The organism is Stenotrophomonas sp. 17(2023) (assembly GCF_030345315.1).
Taxonomy (GTDB): domain Bacteria; phylum Pseudomonadota; class Gammaproteobacteria; order Xanthomonadales; family Xanthomonadaceae; genus Stenotrophomonas; species Stenotrophomonas acidaminiphila.
Genome location: NZ_CP128405.1, coordinates 1,940,728 through 1,961,793 on the forward strand (window position 1 = coordinate 1,940,728; position 21,066 = coordinate 1,961,793).

The following is a 21,066-nucleotide window of genomic DNA, read 5'->3' on the forward strand; positions in this document are numbered from 1 at the left end:
AGGGGCTGCGCGCAGGCATTACGGGGTGGCGGTGACCCAACATCCGCGCCACCCCTTCATCACAAAAGTCATGAGCCAGTGCCCCGACATGCAGGGGCACGTGGCCGCAGGAGAGAGCAGTGTCCCATCCCCGTTCCGGTTCCGGTTCCGGTTCCAGCATCGTCATCCGCCTGATGCTGGGCGTGGCGCTGATCGCGCTGATTTCCTTCGGTGTCACCGCCGCGATCAGCTACTGGAAGAGCAGCCACGCCCTGCTTTCGTCGTCGCAGGATGCAATGCGCAACCTGGCCGGCCTCGAAGCGCAGCGGGTTTCGGCCGGACTGGGCGAGGCCTATGACACCGCAACCACCCTGGCCGGCACCCTGCGCCTGCAGCAACAACAGGGCATCCTGACCCGCCAGGGGGTATCGGCACTGCTCAAGCAGCAGTTGCTCGCGCATCCGGAGTGGGTCGGGGTCAGCACGCTGTGGGAGCCGGACGCGTTCGACGGCGCCGATGCCACGCACGTGGATGATGAGGGCCACGATTCGAGCGGCCGCTTCATGAGCTACTGGGCCTGGGCGGACGGCAAGCCGGTGACCGAGGCGCTGCGCGGCTATGACGTGGCCGGTGATGGCGACTGGTACCTCAAGCCACGCGAAAGCCGCCAGCCCACGCTGGTCGAGCCGTACAGCTACACCATCAACGGCAAGCAGGTGCTGATGACGACCCTGTCGATCCCGATCGTCGAGCAGGAGCGTTTCCTCGGCGTGGTGACGGTGGACTTCGCCCTGTCTTCGCTGCAGGAGCACCTGTCCCGGCTGTCGCCGATGGGCGAAGGCCACGTCGAACTGCTGTCGCCGGCCGGCCGCGTGCTGGCCAGCCGCGACCCGGCCGGGATCGGTACCCAGCGCCAGGATGCGGCCACCGGTGCCGTGCTCGCGCGCATCGCCAAGGGCGAGGTCGCCGAGGCATTCGAGCCCGACGCCGACGGCAATGTCGCGGTGTACGTGCCGATCAAGGTGGGCGACGCCGCCCAGCATTTCGCCCTCGGCGTGATCGTCCCGCAGTCGCTGCTGACCCGGCAGGCGGACGTGCTGCTGTACATCGTCGCCGCGGTGGGCCTGCTGGCGGCGCTGGCGCTGTGCACGGCGCTGTTCGTGCTGCTGCGCCGCCAGGTGGTACTGCCGCTGGCGGCCGCCGCCGGCGTCGCCAACGACATCGCCCATGGCAAGCTCGACGGCCGCATCGAAGCCACCCGCCAGGACGAGATCGGCACCCTGATGCGCTCCATGCAGACCATGCAGGCCAACCTGCGCGAGCGCATCGAGCGCGATGCCGCCATCGCCGCCGAGAACCTGCGCATCCGTTCCGCGCTCGACGACGTCACCACCAGCGTGATGATCGCCGACGCCGACCTGAACATCATCTACGCCAACCGGCCGCTGTTCCAGATGCTGGGCAAGGCCGAGCAGGACATGCGCCGCGACCTGCCGAACTTCGACATGAAGACGCTGATCGGCAGCAACATCGATGTGTTCCACAAGCATCCGCCGCACCAGCGCAAGCTGCTCGGCGAACTGCACGGCACCCACCGCGCGCAGATCACCGTCGGCAACCACATCATGCGCCAGATCATCAACCCGGTGACCGACGGCGACGGCCGTCGCCTGGGCTACGTGGTGGAGTGGGACGACCGCACCACCGAGGTGCAGGTCGAGCGCGAAGTCAGCGGCATCGTCGCCGCCGCGGCCAACGGCGAGCTTTCCGGGCGGATCATGCTGGAAGGCAAGAGCGGCTTCCTGCTGCAGCTGTCGGAACAGTTGAACGGCCTGCTGGACAGCTTCGCGAGCAGCGTCGGCCAGGTCTCCACCCTGCTCGGCGCGCTGTCGCGCGGCGACCTGACCGCACGCATGGAAGGCAGCTACCAGGGCGTGTTCGCCCGCATCCGCGACGACGCCAACGCCACCGTCGCGCAGCTGACCTCTATCGTCGGCCGCATCCAGCAGTCGGCATCGAGCATCAACCTGGCCGCCTCGGAGATCGCCACCGGCAACAACGATCTCTCCCGCCGCACAGAGCAGCAGGCCGCCAACCTGGAGGAAACCGCCGCCTCGATGGAGGAGCTGACCTCCACCGTGCGCCAGAACGCCGAACACGCCCGCCAGGCCAACCAGCTGGCGCAGGGTGCGGCCAGCGTCGCCTCGCAGGGCGGACAGGTGGTCGGCCAGGTGGTCACCACCATGACCGACATCGAGGCCTCGTCGAAGAAGATCGCCGACATCATCAGCGTCATCGACGGCATCGCCTTCCAGACCAACATCCTGGCGCTCAACGCCGCGGTGGAAGCCGCACGGGCCGGCGAACAGGGCCGTGGCTTCGCCGTGGTCGCCTCGGAAGTACGCACCCTGGCGCAGCGCTCGGCCGGTGCCGCCAAGGAGATCAAGGAGCTGATCGAGAACTCGGTCGGCAAGGTCGCCGAAGGCTCGGCGCTGGTTCACCAGGCCGGCAGCACCATGGGCGAGATCGTGACCTCGGTGCAGCGGGTGACCGACATCATGGCCGAGATCTCCGCCGCCTCGCAGGAACAGAGCGCCGGCATCGAGCAGGTCAACCAGACCGTGATGCAGATGGACGAGACCACCCAGCAGAATGCCGCGCTGGTGGAGGAAGCCACCGCCGCGGCGCGTTCCATGGAAGACCAGGCCAACCAGCTGGCCGCGGCGGTATCGGTGTTCCGTACCACGGCCGGCAATGCCGGCGCCGTCCTCCCACCGGTGGCCCGCGCCGCGCCAGCTGCCAGCGCGCCCCGGGCCCCGGTACCGAAGCTGGCCCCCGCTCCACGCGCGGTCGATTCGACGACCATCGCCGATGCCGGCGACTGGCAGGAGTTCTGAGCGGATCCGTGCAATAAGCCGCCGCCGGCCCTGGCCAGGGCCGGCGAGCGGGTGCGGGTTTTCCGACGGACGGCAGCGAAGGCCCTCAAGAACCGCCGCCACCGACCGATGAAGCAAGGGATTCCGCCCTTATCGGTCCATCCATGCCCGCCTCGTCCTCACGCTCCCCCTCCGGCGAACGCAAGAGCAGCGTCGCCACCCGCCTGATGCTGGGCATCGCCCTGATCGCCCTGGCCGCCTTCGGCCTCACCGCCGCCATCAGCTACTGGAAGAGCAGCCGCGCGCTGCTGGCGTCCTCGCAGGCCACCCTGGAGAACCTGGCCCGCTACGAGGCCCAGCATCTTTCCACCGAGATGAGCCAGACCTACGACGCGGTGCAGACGCTGGCCGAGAACCTGGGCACCCAGCGCGGGCAGATCAGCCGCGCCGCCATCTCGCAGACCTTCAGGCAGCAGATGGAGCTGCATCCCGAGCGTGCCGGCATGTGCGTGCTGTGGGAGCCGGATGCGTTCGACGGCAACGACGCGCAGTTCGTCGATGCCCCCGAACACGACGCCACCGGCCGCTTCATGAGCTACTGGGCGCGGGTCGGCGGCGAGCTGGTCAGCGAGCCGTTGCGCGACTACGAGGATCCCAAGCTCGGCGCCTGGTACGTGAGCCCGCGGACGCTGAAGAAGCCGGTCATCATCGAGCCGTATCCCTACGAGGTCGGCGGCAAGACGCTGATGCTGACCACCATCGCCATTCCGATCATGGATGGCGACAAGGTGCTCGGCGTGGTCACCTCCGACTTCGAGCTTTCCGCCCTGCAGGAACGCATCGCCCAGCTCCGGCCGATGGGCCAGGGCCGTACCGAACTGCTGTCGCCGATGGGCATGGTGGTGGCCTCGCCGGACGCGGCCAACGTCGGCAAGACCCGCGACGACGACACCACCCGGGCGATCCTGGCGGCCGTGGCCGAGGACAAGCTCTACAGCAATTTCCAGGCCGATGAAGGCGGGATGGTCGAGGTCTATGCGCCGCTGCGCATCGGCAAGAGCGACCGCCGCTTCGCGCTGGGGGTGATGGTGCCGCGCGACCTGCTCACCGCGCAGGCGCGCTCGCTGCTGGAACTGGTGGCCCTGGTCGGCCTGCTGGCCGCCGCCTCGCTCTGTGCCGGCCTGTGGCTGCTGCTGCGGGCGATGGTACTGCGCCCGCTGGCCGACGCCGTGCGCGTCTCCGCCGACGTCGCCCAGGGCAAGCTCGACACCACCATTCCCGCGCGCCGCAACGACGAGCTCGGCCAGTTGCTGCGGGCGCAGTCGCACATGCGCGACCAGATCCGGGCGGTGATCCAGGCGCAGGGCGAAATGGCCGCAAGCCACGACGCCGGCAGCGTGAGCCACCGCATCGATGCGTCCCGCTTCCCCGGCGACTACGGGGTGATGGTCGCCGGCACCAACCAGCTGGTGTCCAGCCACCTGGACGTGACCGCGCGGATCGTGGAAGTGATGCAGCGCTACGCGCACGGCGACCTGTCGGTGGACATGGACCGCCTGCCGGGCGAAAAGGCCGCCATCACCCGGGCCATGGACGAGACCAAGGCCAGCCTGTCGGCGATCAACGCCGAGATCAGGCGCCTGGCCAGCGCGGCCGCCGCGGGCGATTTCAGCGTGCGTGGCGATGCCGACCGCTTCGAGCACGATTTCCGCGAGATGGTGGCCGGTCTCAACCGCCTGATGGAAACCACCGACAGCAACCTGTCCGACGTTTCGGCGCTGCTGCAGGCCATCGCCCGCGGCGACCTGACCGCGCGCATGCACGGTGATTTCCAGGGCGTGTTCGCACGGATGCGCGACGACGCCAACGCCACCGTCGCGCAGCTGACCTCGATCGTCGGCCGCATCCAGACCGCCGCATCCAGCATCAACCTGGCCGCCTCGGAGATCGCCACCGGCAACAACGACCTGTCGCGCCGCACCGAACAGCAGGCTGCCAACCTGGAGGAAACCGCCGCCTCGATGGAGGAGCTGACCTCCACCGTGCGCCAGAACGCCGAACACGCCCGCCAGGCCAACCAGCTGGCGCAGGGTGCGGCCAGCGTCGCCTCGCAGGGCGGACAGGTGGTCGGCCAGGTGGTCACCACCATGACCGACATCGAGGCCTCGTCGAAGAAGATCGCCGACATCATCAGCGTCATCGACGGCATCGCCTTCCAGACCAACATCCTGGCGCTCAACGCCGCGGTGGAAGCCGCCCGGGCCGGCGAACAGGGCCGCGGCTTCGCCGTGGTCGCCTCGGAAGTGCGCACCCTGGCGCAACGCTCGGCCGGTGCCGCCAAGGAGATCAAGGAGCTGATCGAGAACTCGGTCGGCAAGGTCGCCGAAGGCTCGGCGCTGGTCCACCAGGCTGGCAGCACCATGGGCGAGATCGTGACCTCGGTGCAGCGGGTGACCGACATCATGGCCGAGATCTCCGCCGCCTCGCAGGAACAGAGCGCCGGCATCGAACAGGTCAACCAGACCGTGATGCAGATGGACGAGACCACCCAGCAGAATGCCGCGCTGGTGGAAGAAGCCACCGCCGCGGCGCGTTCCATGGAAGACCAGGCCAACCAGCTGGCGGCAGCGGTGGCCCTGTTCCACCTCGACAACGCCACCGCGCCACCTGCCCGTGCCTCCGCCGATGCGCAACCTGCGCCCCGGCGTAACGACACCCGTCCCGCGCCGACGCCGCGGCGCGCGGCGCCGGTGGCTGCACGCAAGGCCGAAGCGGCACTGGCCGACGGCGACGACTGGCAGGAGTTCTGATCCAACGCCGACGGGCCCTGACCGGCGGGCCCGTCGGCGCCTGGCCCGCCACGGAGGCGGGACGCAATGCCGGGGGTGCGCCATCCCGCGTACAGCCCGTTCCGTGATACCGGTCGCACCGCAATCCCGCATGCCGTCATGGAAATGCCATGTTCCCGTCACCAGGGCTGCAGCCGCGGGACGTGGCGCCGATATCGCGGGAAGGCAGGCGGCCATGTCGTGGCACGGGCTGCAGGGCCTGTTCTTCCATGCACGGTGACGGAAAAGGAAACAGCCGCATGAACACCCACCCCGCCCTGCGCATCTTCAGCGACCTGCCGCTGCGTCGGAAATTCGTACTGATGCTGGCGATCCTGGCAACCGGGATCATCGCCCTGTGCCTGGTCACGGCCCGGCGCAACCACGACGAGCTGCTGCGCAACGAGCGCAGCGCCCTGCATACCCGCGTGGAAGCAGCGCTGGCACTGGCCAACCGCTATGCCGACCGCGCCGCCGCCGGCGAACTGGGCGAGGACGAGGCCCGCCGCCAGGCACTGGCGGCCATCGAGTCGCTGCGCAGCGCCAACGGCAGCGACTACCTGTGGGTGAACGACGAGCACCCCACGATGCTGATGCATCCGTACCAGACCGCGCTGAACGGCAAGGACCTCAGCGACGCCACCAGTGCCGACGGCAAGAAGATCTTCGTGGAGATGGTCAGGCTTGCGCAGCGCAATGGCGGCGGCTTCCTCGACTACACCTGGCCCAAGCCCGGGGTCGAGGGCGCGGTGCAGAAGATATCCTACGTCGGCCTGCACAAGCGCTGGGGCTGGATCATCGGCAGCGGCGAATACACCGACGACATCGCCGCGCGCGCCTGGAGCTTCGGCAGGGTGCTGATCCTGGCCGGCGTGCTGGTACTGCTGTCGGCGCTGCTGGCGTGCTGGCTGATCGCCCGCTCCATCCTGCGCCCGTTGTCCGGTGCGCTCGGTGCGATCCAGGCAGTCTCGCACGGCGACCTCGACGTGCGGGTGGACTACCGCTCGCGCGACGAGATCGGGCAGATGTACGCCGCGATCGGCGAGATGATCGTCCAGCTCAAGACCCGTGCCGGGCAGGACCGCGCCCGTGCCGCCGAGGACCTGCGCATCCGCACCGCGCTGGACGATGTCACCACCAGCGTGATGATCGCCGACGCCGACCTGAACATCATCTACGTCAACCGGCCGCTGATGGAGATGCTGGGCAAGGCCGAACAGGACATGCGCCGCGACCTGCCCCACTTCAACACCCAGACGCTGATCGGCAGCAACATCGACATCTTCCACAAGCACCCGGCGCACCAGCGCAACCTGCTCGGCGGGCTCAACGGCACCCATCGCGCGCAGATCACGGTCGGCGGGCATGTCATGCGCCAGATCATCAACCCGGTGACCGACGCCGAGGGGCGGCGCATCGGCTACGTGGTGGAATGGGACGACCGCACCATCGAAGTGCAGACCGAGAAGGAGGTCAGCGACATCATCGTGGCTGCGTCGCACGGCGATCTCTCCGGCCGCATCCGGCTGGAGGACAAGAGCGGCTTCCTGCTGCAGATATCGGGGCAGCTCAATGGCCTGCTGGCGGCCATCGGCAGCAGCGTCGAGCAGGTGTCCGGCGTGCTGCGCGCACTCTCGCAGGGGGACCTGACCGTGCAGATGGAGGGCGACTACCGTGGCACCTTCGCCGACATGCGCGACGACGCCAACGCCACCGTCATCCAGCTCACCGGCATCATCGACCGCATCCAGACCGCCGCCTCCAGCATCAACCTGGCCGCCTCGGAGATCGCCACCGGCAACAACGACCTGTCGCGCCGCACCGAGCAACAGGCCGCCAACCTGGAGGAAACCGCCGCCTCGATGGAGGAGCTGACCTCCACCGTGCGCCAGAACGCCGAACACGCCCGCCAGGCCAACCAGCTGGCGCAGGGCGCGGCCAGCGTCGCCTCGCAGGGCGGACAGGTGGTCGGCCAGGTGGTCACCACCATGACCGACATCGAGGCCTCGTCGAAGAAGATCGCCGACATCATCAGCGTCATCGACGGCATCGCCTTCCAGACCAACATCCTGGCGCTCAACGCCGCGGTGGAAGCCGCCCGGGCCGGCGAACAGGGCCGCGGCTTCGCCGTGGTCGCCTCGGAAGTACGCACCCTGGCGCAGCGCTCGGCCGGTGCCGCCAAGGAGATCAAGGAGCTGATCGAGAACTCGGTCGGCAAGGTCGCCGAAGGCTCGGCGCTGGTCCACCAGGCCGGCAGCACCATGGGCGAGATCGTGACCTCGGTGCAGCGGGTGACCGACATCATGGCCGAGATCTCCGCCGCCTCGCAGGAACAGAGCACCGGCATCGAGCAGGTCAACCAGACCGTCACCCAGATGGACGAGACCACCCAGCAGAATGCCGCACTGGTGGAAGAAGCCACCGCCGCGGCGCGTTCCATGGAAGACCAGGCCAACCAGCTGGCCACGGCGGTATCGATGTTCCGCACCACGACCAGCCGTGGCACGCCGCCGGCGCGCCCGGTCCTCAAGGTGGTAGCGCCGGCACGACCGCAACCGCCGGCACCGGCGCGGCAACGTCCCGCGCCTCCCGCGGACGGCGGCAACTGGCGGGAATTCTGAGCCGCCGGTGCCGGCCGGAAACGCCGGCGCCATCCCTGCGGTGCTAAAGAGCCACGTGATGGGGCCGATACACGGAGGTACCCTGCCGGTATGCTGTTGCCCCCAGGCCTCCGCCCTCCCTGTTCCAGAGATCATGTCAGAGCGCGAACCGACGGAATCCGCCCCTTCCTCCTTCGCCGGCAGCCTGTATGCCGACGAGAAGTACATGGTTCGCAATCCGCGCCAGATCCGCCTGCTGCTGCAGGCGATGATCGACCAGCGCGCCACGATCGCGGTCCATCCCGATGGCCACGAACAGTCCTATCCCAGCGCGGTGCTGGAGGTGGACGAGAACGCCCTGCTGCTCGACGGCAGTCCGCTGCCTGCGGTCAACCGCAGCGTCGGCGAGGCCTCCCACCTGCTGTGCTTCGCGCAGGTGGACCGGGTCATGGTGCGCTTCCGCCTGGACTACCCGCAGGTGCTGGTCGAAGATGGGCGCACCGCGTTCCGCCTCGCATTGCCGGAAGAGGCCTACCACCTGCAGCGCCGCGAACTGTACCGGCTGGAGACTCCGGTCGGCGATTCGCCCTGGTGCGTGTTTCCCGACCCGCAGGGCGCGGACCCGCTGCGCTGGCGCGTGGTCGACATCAGTGCCGGCGGCATCGCCGTGCTGCTGCCCCCCGACCTGAACCTGCTGCGCCTGCAGCAGCGCCTGGCCGGCTGCGAACTGCAGCTGCCCGACTCGGCCCCGATCGCGGTCAGCCTGGTGGTCTGCAGCCAGCTGGTGCGCAAGCAGGCCAACGGCATGGAGCAACAGCGCGTGGGCCTGCGCTTCGAGGACCTGCCGCGCGGCGCCGATGCCGCCATCCAGCGCTACATTTTCCGGGTCGACCGCGAGCGCAAGGCGCGCAAGAACGGCGGCGCATAAGGCGCGTCTAAAGTTCCGGCGGCCAGTGCCGATACACGGAGTGAAGCATCTCCGTAGCCGCATGCCGCCAGGATCAGGACCCCGTATGAACGACACCAGCGCCCACGCTGCCACTTCCGGCGGCGAGTACCTCAGCTTCACCCTTGGCAACGAGCACTATGGGGTGGACATCCTCAAAGTACAGGAAATCCGTGGTTACGACGCGGTCACCCGCGTGCCCGATGCGCCGGACTACATCAAGGGCGTGATCAACCTGCGCGGCACCATCGTGCCGGTCATCGACCTGCGCCTGAAGCTGCGCCTGGACGAAGCCCGCTACGACGCCTTCACGGTGATGATCGTGCTCAACGTCGAGGACCGGGTGGTCGGCATCGTCGTGGACAGCGTCTCGGACGTGATCCCGCTGAGCGCCGAGCAGATCCGTCCCAAGCCGGAGTTCGGCGCGGCGGTGGACACCCGCTTCATCTCGGGCATCGGCACCCAGGACGAGCGCATGCTGATCCTGCTGGACATCGAGACCCTGCTCGACACCGCCGACCTCGGCCAGGCCGCGACCATCGAAGAAGCCGCCGCCTGACAAAGCGTGGCACGCATCACACTTCCAGGCACGGCCTATCAATCATCGCCAGCGCCGGCCGATACCCAGCGCATGGCCGGCTGTTTGCCGGTGCAACCCAATCCGGAGAAAAAGATGTCCAAGCCCTTCATTTCGCTGATGTCCGCGGCCCTGCTGGCAAGCGTCTCCCTGGTCGCCGCCGCCGACGAGATGATCCCGCCGGAGAGCGCGTCCCGCTTCGCCGGCAAGGACGGCATGGTCTGCGGCAAGGTCGAGAAGGCCCGCTACGCCGAAGGCTCCGAAGGCCAGCCGACGTTCCTGCACATGGGCGGCGCGTTCCCGCGCCATACCTTCTCGGCGCGCATCCCGGGCTCGGCGCGCGGCAACTTCGGCTTCGACCTGATGACGCTTGAGGGCAAGACCGTGTGCGCGATCGGCAAGATCCAGCGCGATTCCTCGCGCGCCGAGATCGAAGTCACCTCGCCGTCGAGCCTGAAGCTGGCCAACATCAAGTAATCCATCCCGTCGATGCCGCGCTGGCCCGGCCGGCGCGGTCCCGGTGCATGCATGCCGGGGAACGCAGCAGGAGACCGTGCACCCATGCAGTGGATCAAGAACCTCAACCTGATGCCGAAGCTGATGCTCACCTTCGGCGTCGTCCTGCTCGTGATGCTGATCCAGGGCATCGTGGCGTACCGCGGCCTGCACTCGCTGGATGGCGTCACCACCGAGATCGCGGACAAGCGCATGGCGGGCCTGCGCACCGGCGGCGAGCTGGCCGGCATGGTCAGCGAGTACCGCAACGCCTCCTACCAGAGCCTGATCCGCGCCAGCACCGAGGTGAAGGCCGAGGCCAGGACCCGCGCCACCGAGCTGCGCAAGCACATCGACGAATCCATCGCGAAGTATTCCGAGCTGGTGGACAATCCGCAGCAGCGCAAGCTGCTCGATACCTTCGTCGCCGACTGGGAAGCCGCCAAGAAATCCTACGATTCGGTGGCCGAGCTGCTGGAGCTCGACCTGCCCGACGACGCCATCGACACCTTCGTTGGCGAAACCCGCGACCTGCATCGCAAGGCCTATGCCTCGCTCGAAGCGCTGTCGGCCGACGAGAACGCCCGCGCCCTGGCCGCCAGCGACCGTGCCGCCGATACCTACTCCGCCTCCGTCATCGTCACCGTGATCGCGGTGCTGGTCGGCGTCGGCGCCGGCCTGCTGCTGGCCTGGCTGTTCGCGCGCTCGCTGGTCGGTTCGATGCGCGGCGCGGTGGACGTGGCCAACGAGATCGCCAGCGGCAAGCTCGACGGCACCATCGATACCCGCCGCGCCGATGAAGTGGGCGAGCTGCTGCGCGCCATGCAGCGCATGCAGCGCGACCTGCGCGAGCGCATCGAGCGCGACCAGGCCGTGGCCGCCGAGAACCTGCGCATCCGCACCGCGCTGGACTACTCCTCCACCGGCGTCTACCTGACCAACAACGACCTGCAGATCGTCTATGCCAACCGGGCGCTGGCGCATACGCTGGAGCGTTACGCCGACGACGTCAGGGCCGCACTGGACCATTACGATGCCTCGCGTCCGCTGGTCGGCCAGCACGTGACCGCACTGGAGTTCCGCGGCGAGATGGACCACGGCGTGCTCGACGCGCTGCAGCGCACCGGCGTGGCCTCGCGCGAGATGCGTTACGGCGACGCCCAGTTCGCCCAGACCATCTCGGCCATCCGCGACGACGCCGGCAGCGTGGTCGGCCATGTCGTCGAATGGCGCGACCGCACCACCGAAGCCATGGTGGAACGCGAAGTGGCGCAGGTGATCGACGCCGCCGCCGCGGGCGACCTCAGCGGCCGCATCGGCACCGAGGGCAAGGACGGCTTCTTCCTGGAGCTGGCGCGCCAGCTCAACAGCCTGCTCGATGCCAACGCCACCAGCCTGGCGCAGATCTCCGGCCTGCTGTCGGCACTGTCGCAGGGCGACCTGACCGTGCGCATGCAGGGCGATTTCCAGGGTGTGTTCGCCAGAATGCGCGACGACGCCAACGCCACCACCGAGCAGCTGACCGCCATTGTCGGCCGCATCAAGCAGTCCACCGCCGCGATCAATTCCGCGGCCGGCGAGATCGCGTCGGGCAACAACGACCTGTCGCGCCGCACCGAGCAGCAGGCCGCCAACCTGGAGGAAACCGCCGCCTCGATGGAGGAACTGACCTCCACCGTGCGCCAGAACGCCGAACACGCCCGCCAGGCCAACCAGCTGGCGCAGGGCGCGGCCAGTGTCGCCTCGCAGGGCGGCGAAGTGGTCGGCCAGGTGGTCACCACCATGTCGGCCATCGAAGCCTCGTCGAAGAAGATCGCCGACATCATCAGCGTCATCGACGGCATCGCCTTCCAGACCAACATCCTGGCACTCAACGCCGCGGTGGAAGCCGCCCGGGCCGGCGAACAGGGCCGCGGCTTCGCCGTGGTCGCCTCGGAAGTACGCACCTTGGCGCAGCGCTCGGCCGGTGCGGCCAAGGAGATCAAGGAGCTCATCCAGGACTCGGTCGGCAAGGTCGGCGAAGGTTCGCAGCTGGTGCGCCGCGCCGGCAGCACCATGGGCGAGATCGTCAGCTCGGTGCAGCGCGTGACCGACATCATGGCCGAGATCTCCGCCGCTTCGCAGGAACAGAGCGCCGGCATCGAGCAGGTCAACCAGACCGTCACCCAGATGGACGAGACCACCCAGCAGAACGCAGCCCTGGTGGAGGAAGCCACCGCCGCCGCGCGTTCCATGGAAGAACAGGCCGCGCACCTGGCTGAAGCGGTGTCGCTGTTCCGCCTCGATGCGAACGACGCACCGGCCGCCGCGGCCAAGGTGGCGCCGGTGGTGGTCGCCAGCGCAGCGCCGGCAGCACCGGTGGCCAACACGCCGCAACCGAGGCCACGCGCCCCGGCCCGCGTGGCCGTTGCCGAGGCCGTTGATTCGGACTGGCAGGAATTCTGATCCATCCCACAGAACCCCGGCGCATGCCGGGGTTCTGCTGTCGGCCATCGCCCCGGTGGCCGGCCACGCAGGCCTGGGCTACCGGCGCTCCCCCGCAGCGGCATGGCTCAACTTGCGCCGGGCATGGCCGATATCCACAAGTGAAGCCCCCGCCGCCACGTGCCACGTCGCGGCCGCCCTCCCTCCATATCCCCTATCGCGCATGAACATTTTCCGTACCTGGTCGAGCTTCATCTCCAACATCACCGTGCGCGCCAAGCTCAATCTGCTCACGGCCATCATCGCGGTCGGCGTGGTCACCCTGGCGGTGGTCGCGGCGCGCATGCAGTACGTGGATCTCTACGAGACCCGCAAGGCCGCGCTGCAGAGCGACGTGGAACTGGCCTATGGTGTGCTTGACCACTACGCCGCCCGCGCCAAGGACGGCAGCCTGCCACTTGAGCGCGCGCAGGCCGAGGCCATGGCCGCGCTGGAAGCCATGCGCACAAAGGGCGACTCCAGCTACTTCAATATCTACAGCGCCGACTACGTGGTGCTGATGCATCCCTTCCGCAAGGACCTGGTCGGCAAGGACATGGCCGATTTCCGCAGCGAGGATGGCGTGCGCATGTACCACGACCAGGTCGAGGCGGCCAAGAGCGGCGGCGGCTACGTCGGCTACGCATGGCCCAAGCCCGGCCAGAGCAAGCCGATCCCCAAGCTGGCCTATGCCGGCATGTACAAGCCCTGGAACTGGGTGGTCTCCACCGGCGTCTACATGGACGACGTGCAGTCCCAGGCGCTGCGCTTCACCGGCATCATGACGGTCGCCGGCGGCGTGCTGGTGCTGCTGGTGTTCGCGCTGAGCTGGGTGATCGGCAGCCGCATCGTGCTGCCGCTGCGCAAGGCCACGGCCGTCGCCGATGCCATCGCCGGCGGACGCCTGGACAACGCCATCGCCCAGACCTCGCGTGACGAGCCGGGCCAGCTGCTGGGCAGCATGCAGCGCATGCAGGCGCAGCTGCAGGCAGTGATCGCCGCGCAGCAGGAAATGGGCCGCCAGCATGACGCCGGCATCATCAGCTACCGCATGGACCAGGCCGCCTTCCCCGGCGACTACGGGGTGATGGTCGCCGGCACCAACCAGCTGGTCGGCAACCACATCGGCGTGAAGATGCAGGTGATCGAGCTGGCCCAGCGCTATGCCGTGGGCGACCTGAGCCGCGACATGCCGGCGCTGCCCGGCGAGAAGGCCGAGATCACCGAGACCATGGCCACCATCAAGCGCAACCTCACCGCGATCAGCAGCGAGATCCGCCGCCTGAGCGGCGCCGCGGCCGAGGGCGATTTCAGCCAGCGCGGCGACGAGCAGCGCTTCGAGCATGATTTCCGGCAGATGGTGCACAACCTCAACGCGATGATGGAGGCCACCGACCACAGCCTGGCGCAGACCTCCAGCCTGCTGCAGGCCATCGCCCGCGGCGACCTGACCGCGCGCATGCACGGTGATTTCCAGGGCGTGTTCGCACGGATGCGCGACGACGCCAACGCCACCGTCGCGCAGCTGACCTCGATCGTCGGCCGCATCCAGACCGCCGCATCCAGCATCAACCTGGCCGCCTCGGAGATCGCCACCGGCAACAACGACCTCTCCCGCCGCACCGAACAGCAGGCCGCCAACCTGGAGGAAACCGCCGCCTCGATGGAGGAGCTGACCTCCACCGTGCGCCAGAACGCCGAACACGCCCGCCAGGCCAACCAGCTGGCGCAGGGCGCGGCCGGGGTCGCTTCGCAGGGCGGCCAGGTGGTCGGCCAGGTGGTCACCACCATGACCGACATCGAGGCCTCGTCGAAGAAGATCGCCGACATCATCAGCGTCATCGACGGCATCGCCTTCCAGACCAACATCCTGGCGCTCAACGCCGCGGTGGAAGCCGCCCGCGCCGGCGAACAGGGCCGCGGCTTCGCCGTGGTCGCCTCGGAAGTACGCACCCTGGCGCAGCGCTCGGCCGGGGCCGCCAAGGAGATCAAGGAGCTGATCGAGAACTCGGTCGACAAGGTCGCAGAAGGCTCGGCGCTGGTCCACCAGGCCGGCAGCACCATGGGCGAGATCGTGACCTCGGTGCAGCGGGTGACCGACATCATGGCCGAGATCTCCGCCGCTTCGCAGGAACAGAGCGCCGGCATCGAGCAGGTCAACCAGACCGTCACCCAGATGGACGAGACCACCCAACAGAACGCCGCGCTGGTGGAGGAAGCCACCGCCGCGGCGCGGGCCATGGAAGAGCAGGCGCAGCAGTTGAGCGACGCGGTCTCGGCCTTCCGCCTGCAGGCGTCGTCCCACGCGCCCCGCGACCTGGCACTGGCCAGCTGAGGTGCCACGGTGTCCCTGCCCGCTCCCGCCTCCCGTGATTTCGAGTTCAACGACCGCGACTTCCGCCGCGTCTGCGAACTGATCCACAAGCGCGCCGGCATCGCGCTGGTACCGGCCAAGCGCGACATGGTGTACGGACGCCTGTCGCGCCGGCTGCGTGCGCTGGGCCTGCATTCGTTCCAGGACTACCTGGACCAGCTCGAGCGCGACGGCGGCGACGAGTGGCAGGCATTCACCAACGCCCTGACCACCAACCTGACCTCATTCTTCCGCGAACCGCATCATTTCGAAAAACTGCGCGAGGAACTGCTGGCGCGCGCCCACCGCGCGCCGCTGCAGATCTGGTCGTGCGCGGCATCCACCGGCGAGGAGCCGTATTCGCTGGCGATCACCGCCTGCGAGGCATTCGGCAGCCTCACCCCGCCGGTGCACATACTGGCCACCGACGTCGATACCCAGGTGCTGGCCACCGGCGCCCAGGGCATGTATCCGCTCGAGCGCATCGCCGGCCTCGACCCGGCGCTCAAGCGCCGCTACTTCCAGCGCGGCACCGGCCCCAATGAAGGCAAGTGCCGGGTAGTGCCGGCGCTGCGCAAGCTGATCGAGTTCCGCCAGCTCAACCTGCTGGCCCCGCGCTACGACGTCGGCGGGCCCTACGACGCCCTGTTCTGCCGCAACGTGATGATCTACTTCGACAAGCCGACCCAGCGCGCCATCCTGTCGCGGCTGGTACAGCACATGGGCGACGACGGCCTGCTCTACACCGGCCATTCCGAGAACTACCTGCACGCGGCCGACCTGATCCAGCCATGCGGCCGCACCCTGTACCGCCGCGTGCGCGGGGCCGGCGCATGAGCCTGCCCGCCCACGCCGACGACGTGATGCGCTACCGCGACACGCGTTTCCAGACAATCGCTGCCAAGCTGCTGCCCACCCAGTACCTGGTGGTGGACGACGACACCGCGCTGACCACCACCCTGGGCTCGTGCGTGGCCGCCTGCATCCGCGACCCGGTGCTCAAGATCGGCGGCATGAACCACTTCCTGCTGCCCGACGGCAACGTCGGCGACGGCGCCCCGGCGCGCTATGGAAGCTACGCGATGGAGCTGCTGATCAACGACCTGCTCAAGCGCGGCGCCCACCGCAAGCGCCTGGAAGCCAAGGTGTTCGGCGGCGCCAACGTGCTCAAGGGCTTCACCAGCAACCCGGTCGGCACCCGCAATGCCGAGTTCGTGCGCCAGTACCTGCGCGCCGAGCACATCCCGGTGATCGCCGAGGACCTGCTCGGCATCCATCCGCGCAAGGTATGGTTCTTCCCGCAGACCGGCCGGGTGGTGGTGCAGCGCCTGCCGCACGCCCACGAAGCCGAAGTCGCCGCCGCCGAATCGGCCGTGCGCGCCCGCCTGGCCAAAGCCCCGGTCACCGGTGGCGTGGAGCTGTTCGAATGAGCCTTCAAGCCCCCTGCCGGGTCCTGGTGGTGGACGACTCGGCGCTGGTCCGGCAGATCCTGTCCGATCTGCTGGCCCGCGACCCCGGCATCGAAGTCGTCGGCACCGCCTCCGACCCGATCATCGCGCGCGAGAAGATCAAGCGCCTGAACCCGGACGTGCTGACCCTGGACGTGGAAATGCCGCGCATGGACGGGCTGGCCTTCCTCGAAAACCTCATGCGCCTGCATCCGCTGCCGGTGGTGATGGTCTCGTCGCTGACCGAGCGCGGCGCCGACACCACGCTGCAGGCGCTGGCTTTGGGCGCGGTGGATTTCGTCGCCAAACCCAAGCTCGACGTGGCCCGCGGGCTGGAAAGCTACGCCGCCGAGATCTGCGCCAAGGTCAAGATGGCCGCCCGCTCGCGGGTGCGGGCGCTGGCGGTGCCGGCGCAGGCCAAGCGCACCCTGGACACGATCGCCCCGGCCGCGGCCGGCGCCTCGTCGCTGAAGTTCCGCACCACCGACCGCCTGATCGCCATCGGTGCCTCGGCAGGCGGCACCGAAGCGCTGCGCGTGGTGCTGGAAATGATGCCCGCCGATGCCCCCGCCATCGTCCTCACCCAGCACCTGCCGGCCAGTTTCAGCACGGCCTTCGCCGAGCGCCTGGACCGCCATTCGGCGATGTCGGTGCGCGAGGCCAGCGACGGCGAGGCGATCCTGCCCGGGCATGCCTACCTGCCCGCGGGCGGACGCCACCTGCGCATCATCCGTGACGGTGCGCGCTGGCGCTGCCGCATCGATGACAGCCCCCCGGTCAACCTGCACAAGCCGGCCGTGGACGTGCTGTTCCGTTCGGTCGCGCAGAATGCCGGCGCCAATGCCATCGGTGCCATCCTCACCGGCATGGGCGACGACGGCGCACGCGGGCTGCTGGAAATGAAGCAGGCCGGCGCCCGCACCCTTGTGCAGGACGAGGCAACCAGCGTGGTCTGGGGCATGCCCGGCGCGGCATTCAAGCTCGGCGCCGCCGACGAGGTGGTGCCGCTGGAACAGGTCGCCGCGCGCCTGCTGGCCTGGGCGCAACAGGGATAAGGCATGTCGCCCGCCGACCCGCCCGGGCCACAGGCAGCGCCCCCCGAGCCGCCCGGCACGTCCGCCGAAACGGCGCTGCGGCAATGCCTGCAGAACGCGCCGGACGGCATCGTGTTGCTCGACCGCGACGCACGCGTGGTATTCGGCAATGGCAAGGCCTGCGAACTGCTCGGCATCGGCGCGAGCGCGGCCCCGCTCGCGCTGCCTGAACTGCTGACGCCCGAGGAGCGCGAGCGCTGGCTCCAATACCCGCCTGCGCCGCTGTTGCTGGCGGCGCAGGCGCGCCCGGGCCGCCCCGGCGACCTGTGGCTGTGCGCCGGCGAAGGCTGCCTGCGCGGCATGGCGGTGCTGCGCCCGGCCGATGCGCGCATGTACGAACAGGCGCACATCCACCTGCTGTCGCAGGCGCTGGACAGCAGCGACAACGCGATCTTCCTGTGCGACGGCCAGTCGCGCATCCGCTACGTCAACGCCGGGTTCGTGCGCATGCTCGGCTATGCGCCGGAAGAAGCCCTGGGCAAGCAGCCGCGCGAGCTGATCCGCGGCCCGCATACCGACGTGGCGACGCTGGACCGGCTGGGCGAGCAGCACCGTGCCGGTCGCGCCCACCGCGAGCACCTGCTCGGCTACTGCAAGGACGGCAGCCCGCTGTGGCTGTCGGTGGTCGCCACGCCGCTGGCCGACGCCAGCGGCAGCCTGGTCAACGTTTTCACCGACATCACCGAGGCCAAGACCCACGAGGTCCTCAACGGCAAGGTGCTGGACGCGCTGGTGCGCGAGGAGCCGCTGGCGACGACCATGGCGCTGATGTGCCAGGAGGTCGAGCGGGTCGCCCCCGACCTGCGCGTGGTGGTGACCCGCGGCGAGGCCGACGGGCAGCTGTGTACCCTCGCCGCACCCGCGCCGCTGATGGCGGCCGGCGCCTCCGGCTGGGAGCATCCGGCCTGCATGCAGGCGCTGCGCCGCGGCCGCGCGGTGGTCATCGAGGACATCGCCAGCGCCCCGCTGTTCGACAGCCAGCGCGACGCGCTGCTGGCGCTGGGCCTGCGCGCCTGCTGGTCCAACCCGATCCGCTCCACCGCCGGCCAGGTCCTGGGCACGCTGGCCTTCCACTGCCACCGCCCGGGCCCGCCCACCGCCTGGCACCGCCGCCTGGCCGACCTGTGCCTGCACCTGTGCGCGCTGGCGCTGGAACGCGAACAGGCGCGCTCGCGCATGCACCGCCTGGCGTTCTACGACGTGCTCACCGGGCTGCCCAACCGCCTGATGTTCAACGCGCTCAGCGAACAGCCGCTGATCCAGGCCGAACAACAGGGGACGCCGATGGCGCTGCTGTTCGTGACCCTGGACCGCTTCAAGCGCATCAACGAAAGCCAGGGCCATGCCGCCGCCGACGGCCTGCTGCGCGACCTGGCGCGGCGCCTGCACGACATCGTCGGCCCCGAGTCGGTGGTCGCCCGCCAGGTCGCCGACGAATTCACCGTGCTGGTGCCGTGCTGTGCGCAGCACCAGGCCGCGGCGCTGTGCGAGCAATTGCTGGCGATGATCGCCACGCCCACCGTGGTCGGCAGCATGACCCTGCATGCCAGCGCCAGCATCGGCGTTGCGATGTTCCCCGAGGACGGCCGCGCCATGGAGACCCTGCTGCGCCACGCCGACCTGGCCATGCGCCGGGCCAAGGACGAGGGTGGCGGCCGCTTCCGTTTCTTCAGCGCGGACATGAACCAACTGGCGCAGGAGCGGCTGCTGCTGGAAGCCACGCTGCGCGACTCGCTGCGCCAGGGCGGGCTGCGCCTGCACTACCAGCCGCAGGTGCGCGGTGACGGCCGCGGCCTGTACGGCGTGGAAGCGCTGCTGCGCTGGCGCCACCCCCATCTGGGCGACATTCCGCCCAACCGTTTCGTACCGCTGGCCGAGGAATGCGGGCTGATGGCCGAGCTCAGCCACTGGGTGATGGAAGAGGCCTGCCGCCAGCACGCCGACTGGCGCCGGCGCGGCCTGGCGATCCCGCGGGTCGCGGTCAACCTGTCGGCCAGCGCCTTCGAACTGCCCTCGCTGGTCGAGCAGGTGCGCCAGCTGCTCGAGCGCCATGGCCTGTCGCCCGGGTCGCTGGTGCTGGAGATCACCGAGAGCGTCATGCTCTCCGCACAATCGCAGGTATCGGCCAACCTGCACGCGCTGCATGCGCTGGGCGTGCGCCTGTCGCTGGACGACTTCGGCACCGGCTATTCCAGCCTCAGCCACCTGCACCGCCTGCCGATCAGCGAGATGAAGCTCGACCGCAGTTTCATCAGCGAGATCGGACACGACCCCGCGGCCAGCGCACTGATCCTGTCGGTGCTGCGCATCGGCGAGAGCCTGGGCAAGCACGTGGTCGCCGAGGGCGTGGAAACCGACGCCCAGCGTCGGTTCCTGATCGACAATGGTTCACCGGCACTGCAGGGCTACCTGTTCTCACCGGCGCTTTCCCCCGGCGCCCTCGAGCAATGGCTGGGCGAGCGCGCATACGCACCGTCGCCCCGGCACTGATCCCGGCCGCCGGGCTGTCGCGGCAGCGGCGGCAGCCAGCGGGACGCCGCGCGCCACGCACCACCCGGAACGCCGATAATGCGCCAGCACTGTCGTTGCCCCAGGAACACCCCATGACCGACACCCCCACCCTCCACGACCAGCATGGTCGCTATCCCCGTGCCGAGACCGCCGACGATTTCCGCCACAACCTGGCGGTGGTGCAGGCACGCATCGCCGCGGCCTGCCACCGCGCCGGCCGCGACCCGGCCGGAGTACGCCTGCTGCCGGTCAGCAAGACCATCGACGAGGCCCGCATCCGCCAGGCCTATGCCGCCGGTTGCCGCTTCCTGGGCGAGAACAAGGTGCAGGAAGCGCACCACAAGTGGGAGGCGATGCAGGACCTGGCCGACCTGCACTGGTCGGTGATCGGCCACCTGCAGACCAACAAGGCCAAGCTGGTGGCACGCTTCGCCAGCGAGTTCCAGGCGCTGGACAGCCTGCGCCTGGCCGAGACCCTGGACCGCCGCCTGCAGCTGGAAGGCCGCCAGCTGGACGTGTTCGTGCAGGTCAACACCTCCGGCGAGGACAGCAAGTACGGGCTGGCGCCGGCCGACGTGCCCGGCTTCATCGCCGGACTGCCGCGGTTCCCGTGCCTGCGGGTGCGCGGGCTGATGACCCTGGCGCTGTTCTCCGACGATGCCGCGCGGGTGCGCGCCTGCTTCGTGCGCCTGCGCGAGCTGCGCGACCGCCTGCGCCAGCAGGCGCCGGACGGCATCGGCCTGGACGAGCTGTCGATGGGCATGTCCGGCGATTTCGAGATCGCCATCGAGGAGGGCGCCACCGTGGTGCGCGTCGGCCAGGCCATCTTCGGCGCGCGCGCGGTTCCGGACAGCCATTATTGGCCGGTCGGCACCCGCTGAACAGGGGCTGCCGGC

The 21,066-nt window shown here is 69.2% G+C and carries 13 protein-coding genes; all 13 read left to right on the plus strand.

The window, feature by feature from the left end:
- Positions 1 to 119: 119 nt before the first annotated feature.
- The 13 genes from QQA12_RS08795 (at position 120) to QQA12_RS08855 (ending at position 21,051) form a co-directional block, all read left to right on the plus strand.
- Positions 120 to 2,876, plus strand: a complete 2,757-nt coding sequence (locus QQA12_RS08795) for a methyl-accepting chemotaxis protein (protein WP_289211186.1) — start codon at positions 120 to 122, stop codon at positions 2,874 to 2,876.
- 143 nt (positions 2,877 to 3,019) lie between these two features.
- On the plus strand, positions 3,020 to 5,665 hold the full coding sequence (locus tag QQA12_RS08800; protein ID WP_226049082.1) for a methyl-accepting chemotaxis protein: 2,646 nt from the start codon (positions 3,020 to 3,022) through the stop codon (positions 5,663 to 5,665).
- Between the two features lie 278 nt (positions 5,666 to 5,943).
- Positions 5,944 to 8,304 (plus strand): methyl-accepting chemotaxis protein, encoded by a 2,361-nt coding sequence (locus tag QQA12_RS08805; RefSeq protein WP_226049083.1) that lies wholly within the window; start codon positions 5,944 to 5,946, stop codon positions 8,302 to 8,304.
- A gap of 133 nt (positions 8,305 to 8,437) precedes the next feature.
- A complete protein-coding gene (locus QQA12_RS08810; RefSeq protein ID WP_226049084.1) occupies positions 8,438 to 9,211 on the plus strand; it encodes a flagellar brake protein in 774 nt (257 codons plus the stop codon).
- Positions 9,212 to 9,296: 85 nt separating this feature from the next.
- Entirely contained in the window at positions 9,297 to 9,788 is a 492-nt protein-coding gene (locus tag QQA12_RS08815; RefSeq protein WP_054665899.1) for a chemotaxis protein CheW, read from the plus strand.
- A 114-nt stretch (positions 9,789 to 9,902) separates the two neighbouring features.
- The gene (locus QQA12_RS08820; RefSeq protein ID WP_182334473.1) at positions 9,903 to 10,283 is read left to right on the plus strand and encodes a hypothetical protein; all 381 of its coding nucleotides are present in this window, start codon (positions 9,903 to 9,905) and stop codon (positions 10,281 to 10,283) included.
- Between the two features lie 84 nt (positions 10,284 to 10,367).
- A complete protein-coding gene (locus tag QQA12_RS08825; RefSeq protein ID WP_226049085.1) occupies positions 10,368 to 12,746 on the plus strand; it encodes a methyl-accepting chemotaxis protein in 2,379 nt (792 codons plus the stop codon).
- 202 nt (positions 12,747 to 12,948) lie between these two features.
- Positions 12,949 to 15,099, plus strand: a complete 2,151-nt coding sequence (locus tag QQA12_RS08830; RefSeq protein WP_289211187.1) for a methyl-accepting chemotaxis protein — start codon at positions 12,949 to 12,951, stop codon at positions 15,097 to 15,099.
- 9 nt (positions 15,100 to 15,108) lie between these two features.
- On the plus strand, positions 15,109 to 15,954 hold the full coding sequence (locus tag QQA12_RS08835) for a CheR family methyltransferase (protein ID WP_226049086.1): 846 nt from the start codon (positions 15,109 to 15,111) through the stop codon (positions 15,952 to 15,954).
- Positions 15,951 to 16,547, plus strand: coding sequence for a chemoreceptor glutamine deamidase CheD (gene cheD / locus QQA12_RS08840; RefSeq protein WP_054668680.1), 597 nt, complete (start codon positions 15,951 to 15,953; stop codon positions 16,545 to 16,547). Before QQA12_RS08835 ends, cheD begins: the two co-directional genes overlap by 4 nt.
- Positions 16,544 to 17,620: a chemotaxis response regulator protein-glutamate methylesterase gene (locus tag QQA12_RS08845; protein ID WP_226049087.1), complete on the plus strand. Its 1,077-nt coding sequence runs from the start codon at positions 16,544 to 16,546 to the stop codon at positions 17,618 to 17,620. The genes cheD and QQA12_RS08845 overlap by 4 nt, the downstream gene beginning before the upstream one ends.
- Before the next feature lie 3 nt (positions 17,621 to 17,623).
- On the plus strand, positions 17,624 to 20,149 hold the full coding sequence (locus tag QQA12_RS08850) for an EAL domain-containing protein (protein ID WP_226049088.1): 2,526 nt from the start codon (positions 17,624 to 17,626) through the stop codon (positions 20,147 to 20,149).
- Between the two features lie 113 nt (positions 20,150 to 20,262).
- On the plus strand, positions 20,263 to 21,051 hold the full coding sequence (locus QQA12_RS08855; protein ID WP_226049089.1) for a YggS family pyridoxal phosphate-dependent enzyme: 789 nt from the start codon (positions 20,263 to 20,265) through the stop codon (positions 21,049 to 21,051).
- Positions 21,052 to 21,066 lie beyond the last annotated feature (15 nt).